The organism is Klebsiella oxytoca NBRC 105695, from assembly GCF_001598695.1.
Lineage (GTDB): Bacteria > Pseudomonadota > Gammaproteobacteria > Enterobacterales > Enterobacteriaceae > Klebsiella > Klebsiella oxytoca.
The window spans coordinates 611,324-630,440 of record NZ_BCZK01000001.1; the positions used below are offsets into that span (position 1 = coordinate 611,324).

At 53.8% G+C, this 19,117-nt stretch carries 15 protein-coding genes; all 15 read left to right on the forward strand.

The annotated features are described in order from the left end of the window. The first annotated feature begins 41 nt into the window (after nt 1-41). Nucleotides 42-296, forward strand: coding sequence for a hypothetical protein (locus KO1_RS02745; protein WP_004102993.1), 255 nt, complete (start codon nt 42-44; stop codon nt 294-296). A 4-nt stretch (nt 297-300) separates the two neighbouring features. Then, nucleotides 301-636: a head-tail connector protein gene (locus KO1_RS02750; RefSeq protein ID WP_004102992.1), complete on the forward strand. Its 336-nt coding sequence runs from the start codon at nt 301-303 to the stop codon at nt 634-636. Nucleotides 637-664: 28 nt separating this feature from the next. Beyond that, nucleotides 665-1,009 (forward strand): head-tail adaptor protein, encoded by a 345-nt coding sequence (locus tag KO1_RS02755; RefSeq protein ID WP_024274323.1) that lies wholly within the window; start codon nt 665-667, stop codon nt 1,007-1,009. Then, nucleotides 990-1,379, forward strand: a complete 390-nt coding sequence (locus tag KO1_RS02760; RefSeq protein WP_024274322.1) for a hypothetical protein — start codon at nt 990-992, stop codon at nt 1,377-1,379. Before KO1_RS02755 ends, KO1_RS02760 begins: the two co-directional genes overlap by 20 nt. Then, nucleotides 1,376-1,780, forward strand: a complete 405-nt coding sequence (locus KO1_RS02765; RefSeq protein ID WP_004102988.1) for an HK97-gp10 family putative phage morphogenesis protein — start codon at nt 1,376-1,378, stop codon at nt 1,778-1,780. The genes KO1_RS02760 and KO1_RS02765 overlap by 4 nt, the downstream gene beginning before the upstream one ends. A gap of 34 nt (nt 1,781-1,814) precedes the next feature. Beyond that, nucleotides 1,815-2,273 (forward strand): hypothetical protein, encoded by a 459-nt coding sequence (locus KO1_RS02770; protein WP_004102985.1) that lies wholly within the window; start codon nt 1,815-1,817, stop codon nt 2,271-2,273. A 58-nt stretch (nt 2,274-2,331) separates the two neighbouring features. Next, entirely contained in the window at nt 2,332-2,676 is a 345-nt protein-coding gene (locus tag KO1_RS02775; protein ID WP_004102983.1) for a hypothetical protein, read from the forward strand. Then, on the forward strand, nt 2,676-2,906 hold the full coding sequence (locus KO1_RS02780; protein ID WP_224227083.1) for a hypothetical protein: 231 nt from the start codon (nt 2,676-2,678) through the stop codon (nt 2,904-2,906). Before KO1_RS02775 ends, KO1_RS02780 begins: the two co-directional genes overlap by 1 nt. Continuing rightward, nucleotides 2,903-6,085 (forward strand): phage tail tape measure protein, encoded by a 3,183-nt coding sequence (locus tag KO1_RS02785; protein ID WP_004102981.1) that lies wholly within the window; start codon nt 2,903-2,905, stop codon nt 6,083-6,085. Before KO1_RS02780 ends, KO1_RS02785 begins: the two co-directional genes overlap by 4 nt. Beyond that, nucleotides 6,085-6,423: a phage tail protein gene (locus tag KO1_RS02790; protein ID WP_004102979.1), complete on the forward strand. Its 339-nt coding sequence runs from the start codon at nt 6,085-6,087 to the stop codon at nt 6,421-6,423. The genes KO1_RS02785 and KO1_RS02790 overlap by 1 nt, the downstream gene beginning before the upstream one ends. Beyond that, the gene (locus KO1_RS02795) at nt 6,420-7,175 is read left to right on the forward strand and encodes a phage minor tail protein L (RefSeq protein ID WP_004102977.1); all 756 of its coding nucleotides are present in this window, start codon (nt 6,420-6,422) and stop codon (nt 7,173-7,175) included. The genes KO1_RS02790 and KO1_RS02795 overlap by 4 nt, the downstream gene beginning before the upstream one ends. Nucleotide 7,176: 1 nt before the next feature. Next, nucleotides 7,177-7,887, forward strand: a complete 711-nt coding sequence (locus KO1_RS02800; protein ID WP_004102976.1) for a C40 family peptidase — start codon at nt 7,177-7,179, stop codon at nt 7,885-7,887. 66 nt (nt 7,888-7,953) lie between these two features. Next, nucleotides 7,954-8,337: a hypothetical protein gene (locus tag KO1_RS02805; RefSeq protein ID WP_024274319.1), complete on the forward strand. Its 384-nt coding sequence runs from the start codon at nt 7,954-7,956 to the stop codon at nt 8,335-8,337. Between the two features lie 45 nt (nt 8,338-8,382). Further along, nucleotides 8,383-8,982 carry a tail assembly protein gene (locus tag KO1_RS02810; RefSeq protein WP_004102974.1) on the forward strand — a complete coding sequence of 200 codons (600 nt, stop codon included), beginning with the start codon at nt 8,383-8,385 and terminating at the stop codon, nt 8,980-8,982. A gap of 65 nt (nt 8,983-9,047) precedes the next feature. Continuing rightward, nucleotides 9,048-18,842, forward strand: coding sequence for a TipJ family phage tail tip protein (gene gpJ, locus KO1_RS02815; RefSeq protein ID WP_004102972.1), 9,795 nt, complete (start codon nt 9,048-9,050; stop codon nt 18,840-18,842). Nucleotides 18,843-19,117 lie beyond the last annotated feature (275 nt).

Consider the following 19,117-nt stretch of genomic DNA (forward strand, 5'->3'; position numbering starts at 1 on the left):
CGGGGCCATCTGTGTGGCCCTTTTTTTATTCAGAGGGTGTGATGAAAACGACTAAGAAAGCAGTGAGTGCGGAAGCCATAGTCTCTTCAGAAGCGACAGCAGAATCGGCACCGGGAATGGTCTCAGTCCAGCCCCTTCGCCGTTTTATGGATGGCGATGTATTCCGTACACCACAGGATGAGGCATTTACCGTTTCACGTCAGCGGGCTGCGGATCTGAAGGCGAATGATCTGGTGGCTCTGGTGGGGGATGCTCCGGATAACAAAATGAGCCCACAACCTGATACGAAGGGGTAATTCGATGCCAGTGATCCACACTGAAATAGCGATGGAGCATCTGCGGGTGGATGACGAACTGGAGAAGACGATGGTTGAGGGCTATCTGTCAGCTGCTGAAGATGCGGCCATGGAGTTTTTAGATCGTCGTTTTTATGCGGATGAGCAGGCGCTTGTAGCTGCAGTAGAAGACGGAAGCGCTGGAGAACGCCCCATGGTTATCAGACCTTCTGTACAGAGTGCCGTCTTGCTGATCCTCGGTGGGCTTTATGCACATCGTGGTGACGATTCTGCTGGTGGTGCAATACCAAAGCAGGCGCGCTGGTTACTGGAGCCTTTCCGCACAGGCATGGGTGCCTGAAAGAATTGCCCGGAAACAGGAAACGATTATGGGTAGCCTTCATGCTGGCGAGCTCAATAAACGCATCATCCTGCAACGTCAGGAAAAAAGCCGCGGTCCTCTTGGTGAAATTATTTCCGGGAGTATCGCTAATGTTGCCACCGTTCGGGCAAAAGCGGAGCTGAGATCAAACCGGAAAATAAGGACGCTGGATCAACAGCAAGTTGCCGAGACCTGGCTGTTCACTCTGCGAACCCGGCCTGATGTTCAGATTGACTGGCTTATAAGGTGGAATGATGCGGTTTTCACCGTCGTCTCTGTTGATCGCAGCCATCCTGACCGGGTGGAAATAAAAGCAGAGAGGGATACGAGACATGATCGAGTTGGCGATTAAAACCGCGCTGGAGCGCATTACCGGCATGAATGCTTATCCGCTTTTACTGCCGGATACGGTCCAGGAAGGGGTGACCTTTCAGCGTATCTCTGACCCGGAAATGTACTCGGGAACATTGCGGACGGGGATCGTGTCTGCCCGTATCCAGGTGAATCTGTACCGTGTTGATGATTACACCTCATTGCTGCAGCTGGATAAAAAAATCTGGTCGGAATGGAAGTCAATCGTTCACGGCCAGCTGGAGGGTATCCCGGTTCAGTATGTGGAGCGTGGTGGTATCCAACAGGATAAAACGACGCTGACGAACCGCAGCATCCAGTACCGCCTGATTCGTGATTTCATCATTCACTACGTGGAGGACTCATCATGATCCGAATGGAAGTGAAAGGGCTGGATGAGCTGGAACGGCAGTTAACCGCTTTGGGGGAAAAGGTCGCGACGAAGGTGTTACGGGATGCCGGTCGTGAGGCGTTAAAGGTTGTCCAGGAGGATATGAAGCAGCATGCTGGCTTTGACAAGGAAAGTCCCGGCCCTCATATGCGCGACAGTGTAAAAATCAGCTCAAGGAAGGGATCAGCTAAGTACCGCAGTACCGTTGTCACACTCCGGGTCGGACCGAGTAAAAAGCATCATATGAAAGCACTTGCGCAGGAGTTTGGCACCGTTAAACAGGTGGCTCAACCATTCATCCGACCGGCGCTGGATCACAACGTCCAGAAGGTTCTACGCATCCTGGCGGTCGAAATCCGCAACGGCATTCAAAACAGGTAGTGTTCGCTACCATTCATAAAAAAGAGAGAAAACTATGGCTGATAAGAGTTCGCCTGAATATGCGATGTTGCCTGCCGGCACCATCGTAAAATACGGGGAACCCGGCGCTGCAGCATCGGCTCTGAAGCCGCTGGTTAACTGTAAAGCGCTGGGCGCAATGGGGCAGACTGGAGGTTTTGTCGACTGCACTACGCTGCTTGATAAGCAGAAACAATCCATCAGTGATCTGCCTGACGGGCCTGAAAAGTCGCTGGGTTTTATTGATGATCCGAGCAATACGGATTTTGCCGCTCTGCTTAACGCAGCGGAAGCCCGAGAAACTATCCAGCTGTATGTTGAACTACCGAACAAGCGGACGGCGACGATGTTGCTGGCGCTGTCCGGCTGGCAGATGAACGAAATCACCGCTCCGGCGAGTGAGGTCATTCAGATCACCGTGCAGGGAAAGCAGAACAAAATCACCTGGGGCACTGCCAACAGCAGCGGGGCATAACCACATCATTATTGAAGTGACAGCCACCTCCGGGTGGCTATTTTATGGAGAGTAACTAATGAAAGATGACGTTAAATCCCGCCTTCTGGCCCCTGACAGTGATGCAGTTCCTGTCCAATTGTTTGGCAGCGAATTCCATATCAGGCGTCTTACCGCCTTTGAGATGTCAGAGTTTGAAGATAAAGCATCACAGCTGACCGGTCCCGATAATACGCGAGGGCTGATGCTGGAAGCTGCAGGGCTGGTCCTGAGCGCTCTGGTCGACGAAAATGGCCTTCCCCTGCAGAACCTGCCTTCTCCGCTGGAACTGATGAAATCACGCTCCTATGCATCGATAACCGAGGCGATGAGCAAGGTCCAGCGTTTTAGCTACGGTACGCTGGAGGAAGCACAAAAAAACTAATGAACTCCCCCTGGCTTATGGCGGTTTTTTCGCTTGCCGCTCGCATGGGGGAGTATGACCCACGAAAAATTGCCAGTCTTCCTGCAGATATTCTTCTTTACTGGCAGGCCTGGTTCTCCCTGAGCGGTGGTGAAGCTGTTCATCTGTCCGCTCCAGAAACCACTGCCAGCCATTCCCCTTCTCTTGCTGACCAGCAGTGTGCTGATGTTATGAGGATTCTAGGACAATGAGTGATGTAGCCAGCTTATCGGTTGCCCTGCATCTGAATTCAGCTGCATTCCGGTCGCAAATTACCGAGGCATATCAGAACGCAGGGCAGGCCAGTAAAAAATTTAATCAGCAGGCGACAGCACAGGCTAACGAGCTGACAACAGCGATAGCCAAAACCGTCGAGGCCGCAAAAAAAATCGGCGTGCAGGGTGCTAATGATGATCAGTTTGCCGGTGCCACCCGAGGTGCTGGCCAACTGAACTTCGTGCTTCATGAAGTTGCAGCCGGGAGTAATGTCGCCAGCAGCAGCATAATTAATGCACTTATCCCCGCCGTTCATACCTTAAAGGGGCGACTTGACAGTTCGGCAGGAGGCTGGAAGACACAGCAGGATGCAGCCCGTCAGGCAGCTGCCGAACTGGAGTCGGCGGCAAAGGCACAAATTGCGGCGGCACAGGCCGAAAGGCAGTCTGCGCTGAATAAAGCTGCTATCGCTGAAAAGACGATAGCTGCAGCGCAGGCCCAGCGTGAGCAGGCGATTGCGTTGGACGAGTATTACGCGAAACAAACCGAAGTTAATAAGCTGTACGGGCTGAATGTCAGCTATCAGGATGAACACCTGAAGAATGAGCGGGCCATCATTGAAGCGAACCGTCTTGAGGCCAGCGGGCTTGAAAAATTAAAAGCCGCCAAAGCGGTTGTTGTGACCGCTGATGCCGCCGAAACAGGTGGAAAGGCGGCACTAACAGCAGCAACAGAAGCTGCTGCTGCGGCAAATACCCAGCTTACTGTGACCCAGCGTATTGCAGCGACCAGCAGCCGGGCGCTTAGTTCGGCGATGAGTCTGCTGGGTGGACCTGTTGGTATTGGCCTGTCGGTGCTTGCTGCCGGTGGCTCAATGATTTACAGCGAGTTTAAAAAATCCGAGGAGCAAACAAAAAAACTGAATGCGGCGCTACTCGGAACGAGAACGTCAGCTCAGTTATCTCTCACTGAACTGAGAAGCCTCAATGCTCAGCTTGGTGGTACAGAACATTCCCTTTCTGCTGTGGTCGCTACGGCAAACGGTGGTTTCAGTGGTGCATTGCTGCATGAAGTTGCATCTATTGCGACAGCCTACGCTGAAGCCGGTGGGAACGCTGAGGATCTGGTCAGCAAAATATCTGCCCTGAAGGGAGACCCGCTTAATGCGATGGCCCAGCTGACAGCCCAGGGCATTTCGCTGAATGAATCCATTGTCGCACAGGTTATCAGCCTGACGAATAAAGGGGAAACAGCGAAAGCAACGCAGCTCATCATGGAACAAGCTCTTGATGCGGAAAGCGTTAAGCTGAAAGAGCTGGCGGCACATGCGGAAACTTATCTTGATAAGTTAAAAAATCTTGGGCGTGAGTGGGGGATACTCGGAAGTCTTGGTGAAACCATTGCTTTGACCGATCTCCTCACTAAAGACCAGAAAGAGTTTGACGAAAAGACACGCCGCTTTATCGCTACAAGCAAAGCAGGATACGCCGAGGCACAAAGTGACCGTATAAAAAACGCTGCCGGGCTGAAGAGCTACATGGATGCCGGGAGTACCGCAGCAGAAAAGCGTGCTGCAGCGATAAAAAAACTCAATAACAGCATTTACGCATCCGGCTCGCAGGAGTATCAGCGGATCCTGAAAGGGATTAATGATGAATACGACAAGGCCACGAAGAAAGATAAACCCAAAAAGTCTGGTAGCGGCGAGACTGAAGGGCAGCGAATGCTGGAGCAGGCACTGCAACGAAACGCAGTACTGAAAGAACAGGCGCAGACCACTGATACGTTGACAGAATCCGAACGACAGCTGGTCGCCTTTAATGAAAAACTCTCCGGGCTGAAGGGTGAAAACCTGACCAAAAGCCAGCAAAGCCTGGTGAATATGCAGGACCAGATCCGGGCGCAACTGCAGTCGAATATTCAGCTTGAAAAAGAAGCCGTCTTGCGAAAAACCTCGCTGAAATATCAGGCTGAAAGCCGTAAGTGGGCTGAAGAGGCTCAGGCTATGCAGCGCGAAGCTGCTCTGAATCTGGAGAAGTACAACCTTTCCGAACAGGAAGCTAGCGACGCAGAAGCCCGTAACGCCATTATTAACCGCTTTAATCAGCGGCGCATTGCGCTGGAGAAAGATTTTACCGATACCACATCGGCTGAATATCAGGCCCGTCTGGCCGATCTGGAGCGGATAAAGCAGCAGGAACTGCAGATTACCGAGCAAAGCGTGCAGGATCGTCTGAGAGCAGAACAGGATTACAGTGCGGGATTCAGGCGTGGGGCGAAGAACTGGACAGATAATGCGCGGGATGCAAACAGCCAGATAGCCAGCTTTACCACGAGTGCCTTTGACAGCATGGCAAGCTCCCTCGCTTCCTTTGCCATAACCGGTAAAGGAAGCTTCAAAAGCTTTACTATTTCAATCCTTTCAGATTTGGCGCAAATTGCCACGCGTATCGCGCTTTCCAGTGCACTGCAGAGTATTTTTGGCATGGTCGGTTCTGCTTTTGGCGGTGCGATCGGAGGAAGTGCAGGTGCGGCAGGAGGTGGAAATACGCCGTCCGGATCGTATGAAGCCGCTGCAGCCACGGTGGAATTCAACGCAAAAGGTGGCGTCTACGATTCCCCTTCATTAAGTGCCTACAGCAACCAGATCCACGACACCCCGCAGTTCTTCGCCTTTGCCAAAGGCGCGGGGGTATTTGGTGAGGCTGGTCCGGAGGCCATTATGCCACTGACCCGAGGGACTGATGGTTCGCTGGGCGTCCGTGCCATTGGTGAACAGTCCTCCGGCCCGGCCCTGTCGGTCATTAAGGGGCTGATTGATATGGCGACACAGTCACTTCTGACCACGATTCAAAGACTTGTCGGAACAGGTTTCAGCACAAGCGCAGAGGGGATCACCGGAATGGGGGCTGCTCCGATGATACCTGCGCCGCGTGCCGCGGATGAGTTTTCAGGCATCCGGGCGACAGCATCCGGCCAGCCCTCAGCGTCTGTTGAAGGGCCAAAAGTCTGGATCACCATTTCTGGCGACAAAACCTCGACTGACAGCACGTCAGGGTTTGAAGAGTTTGGCCAGCAGATTGGGTCGTTCGTCGAGAAAAAATATCGTGAGCTGCAGGCGAAGGATATGCGCCCGGGTGGCGCTATCTGGAGCGCCGTAAGAGGACAACGCTAATGGCCATCGAGATATTCACCTGGAGTCCCCGGGTAAACCCTGCGCAAACCGTGAAGTTTCGCACCAGAAAGGCGGAATTTGGTGACGGGTATACGCAGGTTTCAGGGGACGGATTAAATACCCGGTCACAAGAATGGGAGTTGAGTTTTGTCGGTACTGAGGAGTATATCCGACCGATAAAACAGTTCCTGGACCGGCATGCAGGTACAAAGTCGTTTCAGTGGACTCCGCCGCTTGAAGATGCGGGGCTATTCCGTTGTGAACAATATAAGCCCGTGCCGATGGGCGGCGGGAATTATTCACTTTCAGCCACTTTTATTCAGGGATTTAAACCATGAGTCTGAATGCAAATTACCAGAAACTGGAGCCGGGTGATGAAATTCGGTTGTTCGAAATAGACGGCCGCGCTTTTAATATGGGCGAGGTCTTGTATTTCCACGGTTATAACGTTCCACATTCAGCAGAGGAAATCATCGCCGCCGGTGGGGATGAAGCAGCATTACCCGCGAAAAGTATCTGGTGGCAGGGTATCGAATATAAAGCCTGGCCGTGCGAGCTGGAAGGGATTGAATCCAGCACTTCGGGGAGTGATGCGCAACCGACGCTGCGTGTAGGCAATATCGACGGGTCAATTACAGCGCTATGTCTGTATTACGACGACATGGCGCAGGCGCGGGTCACGATACACGAGACCCAAAAGCAGTATCTCGATGCGCAAAACTTCCCGGAGGGAAACGCGTCCGCAGATCCCACGCAGGAAAAGCGTCGGCTGTATTTTATCGATGCCAAAAATCTTGAAACCGACGAAGAGGTGGAGTTCACCCTATCAAGCCCGCTGGACCTGCAGGGGCTAATGATTCCTACCCGGCAATACCACTCGATTTGCACCTGGTGTATTCGCAACCAGTACCGCAGCGGCGATGGTTGTGATTATGCCGGGACAAAATATTTCGATAAGAACAACAAACCGGTCGATGACCCTTCGAAGGACGTCTGCAATGGGACGCTCTCGGCGTGCAAATTGCGCTTTGGTGAAAACAACGAGCTACCGTTCGGGGGATTCCCTGGCACGTCGTTGATAAGGAGCTGATATGCGCCAGAAAACGATTAAAGCCATTCAGACGCATGCTGCGTCTGAGTACCCGCGAGAGGCCTGCGGGCTGCTTGCTCAGAGGGGGCGTGTTGAGCGCTATTTCCCCTGCAGGAACCTGGCCAGCGAGTCGAATGATAATTTCGTCCTAGCCCCAGAAGATTACGCAGAGGTAGAAGATTGGGGTGTGGTCATCGGTATTGTTCACAGCCATCCGGATGCGACCACTCAGCCCAGCGAACTGGATAAAGCGCAGTGTGATGCTACGCTGCTCCCCTGGCATATCATCAGTTGGCCGGAAGGCGATCTCCGCACCATCCACCCAAGGGGGGAACTGCCGCTCATCGAGCGACCGTTCGTGCTTGGCCATTACGACTGTTGGGGGCTGGTGATGAGTTATTTTCGGCAGACCCACGGCATCGAGCTGCATGACTACCGTGTCGACTATCACTGGTGGGAAAACGATTATCCGGATAACTTCTACCATGATTGCTGGTACGAATGCGGGTTCCGTGAATTTGATGGCCCGCCGCAGCCGGGCGATATGGTCATCATGCAGGTGCAGGCAGATAAGTGGAACCATGCCGGGATTCTGCTGGAAGGGAACATGCTGCTGCACCATTTCTATGGCCACCTCAGCCAGCGAGTGCCGTATGGCGGGTACTGGTTAGACCGAACGATGAAAATCGTTCGCCATTACTCTCTGTGTTAGCCTTCTCTTCATATTCAGGTTTATCCTACAAGGGACTTTAAGTTTTTGACTGAAAAGGAGAAGCAAGTGAGGAATTTTTTAACTGTATTTTTATGCGCTATTTGCCTGGCAGGCTGTAAGCCAGGTAATGATCAGATTACTGATATCGCGAAGAAAGAAATTAAAAGGATAATGAAAGATCCTGATAGTGCCGAATTTACTGATTTGGTAACAATAGAAATAAATGATAGAGATATTGGAAATGGCGCATATTGCATAATCGGGAAAGTTAACGGGAGAAATAGTTTTGGTGCCTATAACGGACCGACCCCCTTTGCTATAACACTGGTTGCTGAGCCTACATTATTGCCATTTATGTCACCAAAGTATTATTTATCCAGTAAAGTATACGTTCGTGATGAGGCCGATACTATTAGGTACATGGCTATACGTAAGCTATGCGGACAGTAAATAACACTAAAACTCGGCTTAACCGGGTTTTTAAATGGAATATATATGCAAGAAACCATGACACGAATAGAGCTTTCTGGCGTTTTGGGAAAAACCTTTGGCAGGCTCCACTATCGTTTAATTAGCACAATTCATGAAGCAAGCGTGGCGCTAGCAGCGACCATTCCTGGGTTCGAAAAATTCATGATTAACAGTAAGGAACAGGGACTGACTTTTGCAGTTTTCAGGGGCAAAAAGAATATTGGTAAGGATGATTTGGGATTTCCTGCTACAGGAGAAGTCATCCGCATCGTTCCTATAGTTATTGGTAGTAAAAAGGCCGGGATTCTTCAAACGATTCTTGGCGCAGTGCTGGTCGTTGTGGGCGCAGTAATGACGTATGTTTCGGGCGGGACGGCTTCTCCACTGGCTGCAAGCCTTATGACCAGCGGCGCAGCCATGATGCTGGGCGGCGTCGTCCAGATGCTTTCCCCTCAGCCCGGAGGTCTAGCCCGCAGAGAATCCCCTGAGAATAAAGCCAGCTATGCCTTTGGCGGTGTAACAAATACCGCCTCACAGGGTTATCCCGTTGGTTTGCTTTATGGTCAGCGGCGAATTGGCGGCGCGATTATTTCCGCCGGAATTTATGTCGAAGACCAGCAATAGATGTTTCAGTAAATAACACCCTCCAGTACAGGCCACCTTGCGGTGGCTTTTTTTATGGGCGTAATATGGCAAATAACATAATCAAAGGGCGCAAAGGTGGCAGCTCAAGCCAGCGCACGCCGACAGAACAGCCGGATGATTTACAGTCCGTAGCAAAAGCCAAAATTCTCATCGCGCTGGGCGAGGGTGAATTTGCAGGTGAGTTAACGGGCAAGGATATTTATCTCGATGGTACCCCGCTATTAAATGCCGACGGGTCAGAGAACTTTTCCGGCGTGGCCTGGGAATTTCGTCCCGGAACACAGGCCCAAAAATATATTCAGGGTATTCCGGGCACTGAAAATGAAATCAGCGTCGGAACAGAAATATCCAGTGAAACCGCCTGGAGCCATACGTTTACCAATACCCAGCTTTCCGCCGTTCGCGTCCGCCTGAAATGGCCATCCCTGATGAAACAGGAAGACGACGGGGACGTAGTGGGAAATACAGTTAAATACGCCATTGATTTACAGACCGATGGCGGTGCCTGGCAGACCGTGCTGGAAACGGCGGTGACCGGGAAAACCACGTCCGGCTATGAGCGCAGCCACCGCATCGACCTGCCGCAGGCAGGGAGTACCTGGACTTTGCGACTGCGGAAAGTCTCGCCGGACGCCAACAGCGTCAAAATCGGCGATGTGATGACGCTGCAGAGCTACACAGAGGTAATCGACGCGAAGCTGCGCTATCCGCATACCGCGCTGCTCTATATCGAGTTCGACTCCAGCCAGTTTAATGGTTCCATCCCGCAAATTTCCTGTGAGCCACGCGGGCGCGTGATCCGCGTTCCGGATAACTATAATCCAGAAACCCGTGAGTATACCGGCACCTGGACAGGTGGCTTTAAGTGGGCATGGACGGATAACCCGGCATGGATTTATTACGATATCGTTGTTTCAGACCGGTTTGGCCTCGGCAACCGCCTGACCAGCGCCAATATTTCTAAATGGACGTTGTACCAGATCGCACAGTACTGCGATCAGCTGGTTCCGGATGGTAAGGGCGGCGACGGCATGGAGCCTCGCTATCTCTGTAACGTTTACGTGCAGGAACGCAATGATGCCTACACCGTGCTGCGTGACTTTGCGGCTATTTTCCGGGGAATGACCTGCTGGAGCGGTGAGCAGATTGTTGTGCAGGCGGATATGCCGCGCGATGTTGATTTCAACTATACGCGGGCGAATATCATTGGTAAACCGCGCTATTCGAGCAGCACCAGCAAGGCTCGCTACACCAACGCGCTCGTCTCCTGGTCCGACCCGGCGAACGCGTATGCTGATGCGATGGAACCGGCGTTCGTCCCGGAGCTGGTTTCCCGCTACAGCTTTAACCAGCTCGAAGTGACGGCCATTGGGTGTACCCGGCAGAGCGAAGCCCACAGGAAAGGGCTGTGGGGCATTCTGACCAACAACAAAGACCGAATGGTTGAGATTGATGTGGGGCTGGACGGTAAAATCCCGCAGCCGGGCTACATCATTGGACTGGCTGATGAACTTCTGGCCGGACGCGTGAACGGCGGGCGTATCAGCGCAGTTAATGGACGGGTGATTACCCTTGACCGGGATACTGATGCAAAAGCTGGTGACCGGCTGCAGCTGAACCTGCCGTCAGGCATATCTCAGGCCCGGACGATCCAGTCAGTTAACGGTCGCCGACAGGTCACGGTTACGACGGCGTACAGTGAGACGCCGGAGGTGGAATGTGTCTGGGTGATTGAATCTGACGATCTGTATGTTCAGCAGTACCGCGTTATCGGGGTCAAGGACAACAACAACGCCACGTATACAATCACCGGCGTGGCCCACGACCCGGATAAATTCCCGCGTATCGATACCGGCGCGATCATCGACCAGCGCCCGATAAGCGTTATCCCTCCAGGGAGTCAGCAGCCGCCGGAAAGCATCGTTATCAGCTCGTATTCTGTGGTGAATCAGGGCATCAGCGTCGAAACGATGCAGGTGCACTGGAATGCGGTGAAAGATGCGATTTCGTATGAAGCGCAGTGGCGACGTAATGACGGTAACTGGATTAACGTGCCGCGCAGCTCGACCACCTCGTTCGAGGTCAGCGGCATTTACGCCGGTCGTTATCTGGCCCGTGTCCGGGCGATCAACGCTGCAGAGGTCTCCAGCGGCTGGGCATATTCAGAAGAGAAAACGCTGACCGGAAAAATCGGTTTGCCGTCGGCACCGCTGGCGCTGACCACCACTTCCCTGCTGCATGGCGTGCAGCTGAACTGGGCGTTCCCGGAGGGGAGTGGCGATACGCAGAAAACCGAGCTGCAGTACAGTCCTAATCCCAACGGCAACGGGGCGATGGCGCTGTCTGATGTGGCGTATCCGGGTAAAACGTATCAGCAGTTGGGCCTGCAGATTGCGGCGATGTTCTGGTACCGCGCGCGGATCGTTGACCGTATCGGCAATGAAAGTCCGTGGACGGCCTGGGTGCAGGGGATGGCCAGCGACGATATCGGTGAGTATTACGATAAGCTGACTGATGCGATCAAGGACACGGACGCCTGGCAGGAAGTCCAGCGGGATATTGAGGAGACTCATAAGGAGCTGCTGGACACCGCCGATGCTATTCGTGAAGAAGTCACGCAGCAGGTTGACGGGCAGATAGAGTCCGTCAACAAGACGATAACGGAGAATATCAACAGCGTAAATCAGACGCTCAGTGACAATATCACGGCAGTCAACAAGAGCATCACCGATGCCGTGAGCGAGATTAATGCCTCCGTTGACCAGCAGATCGCTGACGTTAACAAAACCCTGACCGAGGGGGATGCTGCGTTAAAATCCCAGCTGCAGGCGGTTGAAAACAGTCTGAAACAGTCCATCGCCCAGGCGAATACAGGCTGGGACAAAGCGGTAAAACAGGAAACTGCCGACCGCATTGCGGACGTCAACGCGAAGGCGGCGCAGGCGGCAGACCAGCTGCTGAATGAAAAAAACGAGCGCGTGGCCGCCATTAATAATCTGCAGACGATTATTCAGGACGGCGACGAGTCACTGGCCCGTCAGATTTCTGAAATTTCCGCCGGTAGCGGGCAGCAGTTTGATTCGTTCAGTATCTGGTACTTCGATAAAGACAATGAGGGGTGGACCGAGGACGATGCCGGTCAGGTGCCGATGCAAATCACGGACGACGGCTGGCTGAAAGCACTGAACAGCACCGCCTCCTGCCGTTCGCCCAACGGGCAAACTATTCCGGCTTCCTCCTATCGCACCGTCATGCTGCGTATTAAACGCGTGGGTAATCCGGCATGGAAAGGGCGGCTTTACTGGATTGGTACAGAGGAAACCGGCTGGAGTGATGCCCGCTCGGTGAATATCGCGGAGCAGGAGTTTGACGGCGATGGTATCAGCGTGGTGGCCATCTCCGATGTGAACTGGAATGCATCCGGTACGGTCCGCCGCTTTCGCCTGGATCTGGCTCAGGGGCAGAATGCCGACAACCATTTCCTGATCCACTGGATATCGGTCGGGCGTCCGGCACCGGCGGCCAGTACTGCGGCGCTGCGTAATGAGGAGATGGCGCGGACGCAGGCAGATGAAGCGGAAGCGCTGAAGCGCTCCACGCTGGCGGCACAGATAAGGGGAACGACGGAAAGTAACAGCCTGGCGGATCTGCGTTCCGGCCTGCTGTATCAGGAGATGAGTGCCCGTATCACTGCTGATAAAGCAGAGGTGACAGCCCGGGAATCGCTGCAGACGCAGTTCAACGAGAATAAATCCTCGGTCGCGGAGGAGCTGAGTTCCCTGTCGACCGCACAAAGCGCACAGGCCAGCAAAATCAGCGGGCTGGAAACCAGTCTGGGTAAAAAAGCCGATGCAACCGCGCTGCAGTCCCTCACGCAAAAGGTTGAACAGCAGGGCACCACGTTAACCAGCCAGGGGAATTCGCTGACCTCGCTGTCTAACCGCGTCGGTAAAACAGAGTCGGGCGTGGCCGCAAACAGCAACGCCATCACGGGCCTGCAGTCCAGCGTCAGCCAGCAGGATAAAACGCTGACCAGCCAGGGCAGCGCGATCGCTAAACTGCAGAACGACCTGACGACAACCAATTCAAACGTCAGTACAAAGGCCGATGCGAGCGCGGTCACGGCGTTAACCAACCGGGTATCCGCGACGGAAGGCAACCTGACCACACAGTCTGGCCAGCTGACGATGCTGAAAAACACCCTGGCTGAAGGGAGCCTGATTAGTAACGGCGGCATGGATGTGGATCTGTCGTTCTGGGAGAACTCCGGTACCGGCTCGGCATTCACGTATGATGCAGGTGAAAAAGCGCTGAGAACGACAACCGGCTCTGTTCGGGTTGCCAACGTGACGCGTATCCCCGCTGAGGCCGGGCTGACGCTTACCGTCTCATTTGAGTACAAAACATCGGAAACGATGAACAGCGTATCGTCTGATACCGTTGGTGTGATAACTGATTTGGGCAATCCTGTCGCCTGGCTATCCTCAGAATCCCCGTGGCTGAGTGGCGTGACGACCAGCTGGCAGACGAAAACCGTGGAGCTGACCATTCCGGCAGACTTTACCGGGAATTATGTCTATCTGCGGTTTGCCGCCGGGGGCTGGGCACCGTCAAACAGTGCGCGTCTGTATATCCGTAAAGTCGACGTTTTTTCGTCGACCGGGGTGTCGAAGAAGGCAAATGCCTCTGCCGTGACTGACCTGACCAGTCGCGTTGACTCAGCGGAAGGGAAGCTGGCCAGCCATAGCCAGGCAATCACAAAGCTGCAGAATGACCTGACCACCACGAACTCGAATGTGAGTAAAAAGGCGGATCAGAGCGCGCTGACGTCACTGACCGGGCGAGTGGAGAAGACGGAAAGTGGTCTGACTGCAGCGAACAGCAATATCACTTCCCTCAACAGCTCAATTAGCGCCGCAAAAGCAGCCGGGGATGACTATATACCTAACCCGGCATTTGATCCTTCTTACGACCGCATGGGGTATGACGTCGTATCATCCGGCGCTGCTGGCGTGCCCGGGGATTGCCCGTTTGCGTACGTGGTTCGTCTGGCAGGCCGCGATCATGTCCCAAAAATAAACAACATTGCTGTCACACCGGGTGATGTCTTCGAGATGTCGGCCCTGGTAGCCTGCGGCGCCGGTCAGGCCGATTTTAATCTCTATATCGCCAGCGGCACCTCTGCGACAGAAGGGGTTAAAGCGAGGCTTTCTGGCGGTAATACGAAAACCACGGCGGCCTGGAAGCGCGCAACATGGCGCTTTACGGTGCCGTCCGACACGAATTTCCTGCGCCCCTTCCTGCAGGTTAACCAGAGTTCACCCTTTGGTACGGTCTGGTATGCAGCAGACTGGCATCTGCGCAACGTCACCGCAGCGAACCGCGCACAGAAAACCGCCGATGCCACCGCGTCAGCAGTGGATACCCTGACCACGAAAGTCACCCAGCAGGGCGATACGTTGTCCAGCATCGGGAGCCGGACGACGGCGCTGGAAAACGGGCTGAAGACGACAAACAGCACCGTCAGCCAGAAGGCGGACGCGAGCGCTGTTCAGACCCTGCAGAACACGGTGACGCAGCAGGGCAAAGACATTACGGCGGCGAACAGCGCGATAACGAAGCTGACCAGCGACCTGTCGACGACGAATGCCAATGTCAACAAAAAGGCGGATGCGAGTGCGCTGCAGACGCTGCAAAACACCGTGGCGGAGCAGGGCAAAACGCTGACAAGCCAGGGCAGCAGCCTGACGCAGCTGAGTAACAGCCTCAATGAAGCTGTTGCTGATGCGGATGCCTCCCGGGCGATACCCGGCAACCTGATTTCCAACGGGTCATTCGAGCGCGGCCAGGCTGCGTTTACTGGCTGGCAGTCAGCGACGTCAGTCATAACGGCATTGTCACCGTACAACGGCACCCGAATCCTCAAGGTGGTGCCGGGCAGTAACGTGGTCTCGCTGCTTCAGAAGATTTCGTTCATAAAGGATCGCACCTACAAAATAGGTGTGTTCACGCGTGTTTCAGGTGGCACGACAATGCCGTCAGGCGCTGCCGGAAATAACAAGCTGCGTATTGGTGAATCCGGCGGACCACTGAAAGAGGTGCAGTTCAATCCCGCGACGCTGCCGACAGGCTCTGTCTGGCAGGAAATTTCTGGCACATGGAAGGCGACGAAAACGGCAGTCCTTGACGTCTCCATTATGGTACTGCTGGCGACGGGTGAGCAGTATTTTGATGATTTCTATCTTATTGACGTGACTGATGAGACCAGTATTGCGGCCAGCGCCACTGCCATCAGTAATCTGACCAACCGGGTAACGAGCGCGGAAGGGAAGCTGGAGAGTCAGAGCAGCAGCATCACGAAACTCACGAACGATCTGGCCACGACGAATGCCACAGTTAACAAAAAGGCGGACGCGAGTGCGCTGCAGTCGCTGCAGAACACCGTGACAGAACAGGGCAAAACCCTGAGCAGCCAGGGCAGCAGCATCACCAGCCTGCAGAACGGGCTGACGACCGCGAACCAGAACATCGCGAAGAAGGCCGATGCGTCAGCCGTCACCTCGTTAAGTAACCGGGTTACCGAAGCCGAAGGGAAACTGACAAGCCAGAGTAACAGCATCACGCAACTTCAGGCATCGCTGATATCCGGCAGTCTGATAGCTAACGGGGGGATGGAATCGGACCTTTCGCTATGGGTGGATTCCGGCACCGGCTCCGCGTTTACGTATGATGCCGGGGAAAAGGCGCTGAGAACGACGACAGGCTCCATTCGTGTAGCCAACCAGACCCGCATTCCGGTTGAGCCAGATACGAAATTAACCGTTACGTTTGAATTTAAATCCTCAGAGGCGATGTCGAATATATCCTCTGACTCCGTTGGGGTTATTTCTGACCTGAATAACCCCACCAGCTGGGTGGTATCCAGTACATCATGGTTAAAAGGGATAACGACCAGCTGGCAGACGAAAACCGTGGAGCTGACCATTCCAGCAGATTTTACTGATAATTTCGTCTATCTGCGGTTTGCAGCGGGCGGCTGGGCGCCTTCCACCAGTGCACGACTTTTTATCCGTCATGTAGTTGTGTTTTCATCAAATGGCGTGGCGGGTAAAGCCGACGCCAGTGTCGTGAATGATTTATCGTCAAAGGTTACTGAGCAGGGCAAGACGCTGGCCAGCCAGAGCCAGGCGATCACAAAGCTGCAGAATGACCTGTCGGGCACCAACGCGAACGTGACGAAGAAAGCCGACGCCACTGCCTTAAACGCGTTATCTAATCGGGTAACGCAGACGGAAAAGGATATCAGCAGCCAGGCTGACAGCATTACCAGCCTGAACAGCTCGCTGAATATTAATGCCCGTAAAGGCTCAAACCCGTGGCTGGACGGAACGTTTGAATCCTACGACGCAAACCACAACCTGGGTGGGTCAGCGCGAGTGGTCACCGGGGTCAGTTACTCGGGCGGCAAATGTATGCGCGTTTCGCGCGCACAGAACACGACAGGCAACAGCGATGATTTAATCGGCTCACGCCTTGCCATTCGCGATACGGCAGTATTCAGGGTTGAATTCTGGGCGATGATGCCTTCCGGAGAAAACCCGTCCAGCGGCTGGGTCACTGTCGTCGGTCTCAACGTCCAGAATGATGCGGGTGCGAACTCATGGCTGGGGGCAGCGAATGTCAGCGAATCAGCGCTGGCCGGTCGTGACAAATGGGTTAAATTTTCCGGCTATGCAAAAGCCACAGCGAAAGGCGCGACGCGCGCAGTGGTCTGGATCTCCACGCGCGGAGCGAACGGCAGCAATACGCCAGGCTATAACCTGTATATCGACGACCTGGTTATCACCGATGTCACCGATGCTTACAATGCGCAGGGCACAGCAGACGCGGCGGCCTCTGCGGTTGACTCCCTGACCACGAAAGTCACCCAGCAGGGCGATACGTTGTCCAGCATCGGGAGCCGGACGACGGCGCTGGAAAACGGGCTGAAGACGACAAACAGCACAGTCAGCCAAAAGGCGGACGCGAGTGCCGTTCAGACCCTGCAGAACACGGTGACGCAGCAGGGTAAAGACATTACGGCGGCGAACAGCGCGATAACGAAGCTGACCAGCGACCTGTCGACGACGAATGCCAGTGTCAACAAAAAGGCGGATGCGAGTGCGCTGCAGTCGCTGCAGAACACCGTGACAGAACAGGGCAAAACCCTGAGCAGCCAGGGCAGCAGCGTTACGTCCCTGAATAACAGCATTGTGGCCACCCAGCAGGATGCGGACGCGGCAAAATCAATGCCCGGCAACATGCTGGCGAACAACTCGTTCGAACGCGGTTTTGACGGCTGGAGTAACTCCGGCTGGAGCACGCTGGCAGCGCAGAACCCGAAGTCCGGCAAATACATCATTCAGGCCACGAAGACATCCAGCGGCTCAACGGCCTGTGACCAGGTGGTGAAGCTGACGGGTGGCCAGACGTACCGCGTGGGTGCCTGGGTGCGCAGGTCTGCCGATATGGCCATCAGCAATGCCAGCAATACCAAAATCAGCATCCGCAATAGCTCAGGGCCGCTGAAAGATATTACGATCCCGGCCAGCGTCGGTACTGCATGGACTTATATCAGCGGCGACTATAAGCCGACGGCAGACGCAGAGCTGATCATCTCTCTGCGCTCCAGCCTGTCTGCTGGTTATCTGTATCTGGACGATGCATTCTGCATCGATGTCAGCGATGAGGTGGCCAATACCGTCAACGCTGCAGCCATCAGTTCGCTGACAACGCGCGTGACCAGCGCAGAGGGGAAAATTACCTCGCAGGGGCAGCAGCTCACCAGCCTGCAGAACAGCCTCGGAAATAAAGCGGATGCCAGCGCGGTCAGTTCGCTGACGACGCGGGTCACGAAGGCTGAAGATAAAATCGAATCAACAGCCAGCAGCCTGACCAGCCTGAACAGTACCGTCGGTACGTTATCCTCGACCGTACAGGCCCAGGGTCAGACGCTGGCGGATACAAACGGCAAGGTCAACTCGATGTACTCCATCAAAGTTGAAACAAATAACGGGAAGAAGGTAGGCGCCGGGATCGTGCTGGGCAGCGATGGTTCCACAAGCGACATGATCCTCTATGCCGACCGTTTCTCGCTGTTTAACCGCAACAGCAAGACTGCTGTGCCGGTGATGATTGCTGAAGGAAACGAGCTGTACATTGATACCGCCCGGATTAAGAACGGTTCGATCCAGAACGCCAAGATTGGCGATATTCAGTCAAACAACTACGTTGGGGGCAGTGAGGGCTGGCGAATCACTAAATCGGGAGCCAGCGAATTTAATAATGTTGTCGTGCGTGGGGAAGTTCATGCAAACAGCGGAAAGTTCACGGGTCATATTGAAGCAACCAGTGGTACGTTCAAGGGCAAGCTGGAGGCGCAGGAATTTATCGGGGATATTGCTATTGCCCGTCGCTACGATGATATGGCATTTCGTCGTAACAACAGGGTGCGCCGTAATATTTACTATCAGAATCGTGGTTATGGAATGACCGTTGTTCTTTGCTGTACGTTGCTAATGGAGTCGCCGGGTATTGATAGAAAATATGGCTACACGGTGGATGTTGTGTTTAATGTAGGAGGGCAGCAGGTCACTCGAAAATACCAAATGATGGGTGATAACGGATTTACAGGGACCATTGCACAGGAATTTCGATTTGCAGCTAACCTCAACGCGGACAATAACAAAGTGAGTTGCTTTGTTGAGGCCCATGGAAATGACGCCAATTTTGACTATAGCTGCAGGGTGGAGAACATCACAGCAATGGCATTCCGGACCAGTAGTAGCAGCTTCAGCTAATACGAAAAGAGGCCATACGGCCCCTTCTCATGTTTCTTTGCATCGGTATTGTTGGGTCATTTATAAAAATCCTCCTGCTGGTTAAGGTTGCTCTCCTGCGAACCGTATGCAAAAGCCTGCTGGTTAGCAATTTGCTATTGAGGCAGTGTCATGACTGAAAATTTTTATCCTCGCACTGTTCGCAAAACCATCAATCGGTTAAGTCATTAAAACCTTTTAAGACTATCCACAATCATTACATCAATACCTTACAGCAATAACGAAAATTGATAGGT

Excerpts from the sequence above, each read along its gene's own strand:
- KO1_RS02745 (WP_004102993.1), top strand. The coding sequence starts at position 42 with ATGAAAACGACTAAGAAAGCAGTGAGTGCGGAAGCCATAGTCTCTTCA.
- KO1_RS02750 (WP_004102992.1), top strand. The coding sequence starts at position 301 with ATGCCAGTGATCCACACTGAAATAGCGATGGAGCATCTGCGGGTGGAT.
- KO1_RS02755 (WP_024274323.1), top strand. The coding sequence starts at position 665 with ATGGGTAGCCTTCATGCTGGCGAGCTCAATAAACGCATCATCCTGCAA.
- KO1_RS02760 (WP_024274322.1), top strand. The coding sequence starts at position 990 with ATGATCGAGTTGGCGATTAAAACCGCGCTGGAGCGCATTACCGGCATG.
- KO1_RS02765 (WP_004102988.1), top strand. The coding sequence starts at position 1,376 with ATGATCCGAATGGAAGTGAAAGGGCTGGATGAGCTGGAACGGCAGTTA.
- KO1_RS02770 (WP_004102985.1), top strand. The coding sequence starts at position 1,815 with ATGGCTGATAAGAGTTCGCCTGAATATGCGATGTTGCCTGCCGGCACC.
- KO1_RS02775 (WP_004102983.1), top strand. The coding sequence starts at position 2,332 with ATGAAAGATGACGTTAAATCCCGCCTTCTGGCCCCTGACAGTGATGCA.
- KO1_RS02780 (WP_224227083.1), top strand. The coding sequence starts at position 2,676 with ATGAACTCCCCCTGGCTTATGGCGGTTTTTTCGCTTGCCGCTCGCATG.
- KO1_RS02785 (WP_004102981.1), top strand. The coding sequence starts at position 2,903 with ATGAGTGATGTAGCCAGCTTATCGGTTGCCCTGCATCTGAATTCAGCT.
- KO1_RS02790 (WP_004102979.1), top strand. The coding sequence starts at position 6,085 with ATGGCCATCGAGATATTCACCTGGAGTCCCCGGGTAAACCCTGCGCAA.
- KO1_RS02795 (WP_004102977.1), top strand. The coding sequence starts at position 6,420 with ATGAGTCTGAATGCAAATTACCAGAAACTGGAGCCGGGTGATGAAATT.
- KO1_RS02800 (WP_004102976.1), top strand. The coding sequence starts at position 7,177 with ATGCGCCAGAAAACGATTAAAGCCATTCAGACGCATGCTGCGTCTGAG.
- KO1_RS02810 (WP_004102974.1), top strand. The coding sequence starts at position 8,383 with ATGCAAGAAACCATGACACGAATAGAGCTTTCTGGCGTTTTGGGAAAA.
- gpJ (WP_004102972.1), top strand. The coding sequence starts at position 9,048 with ATGGCAAATAACATAATCAAAGGGCGCAAAGGTGGCAGCTCAAGCCAG.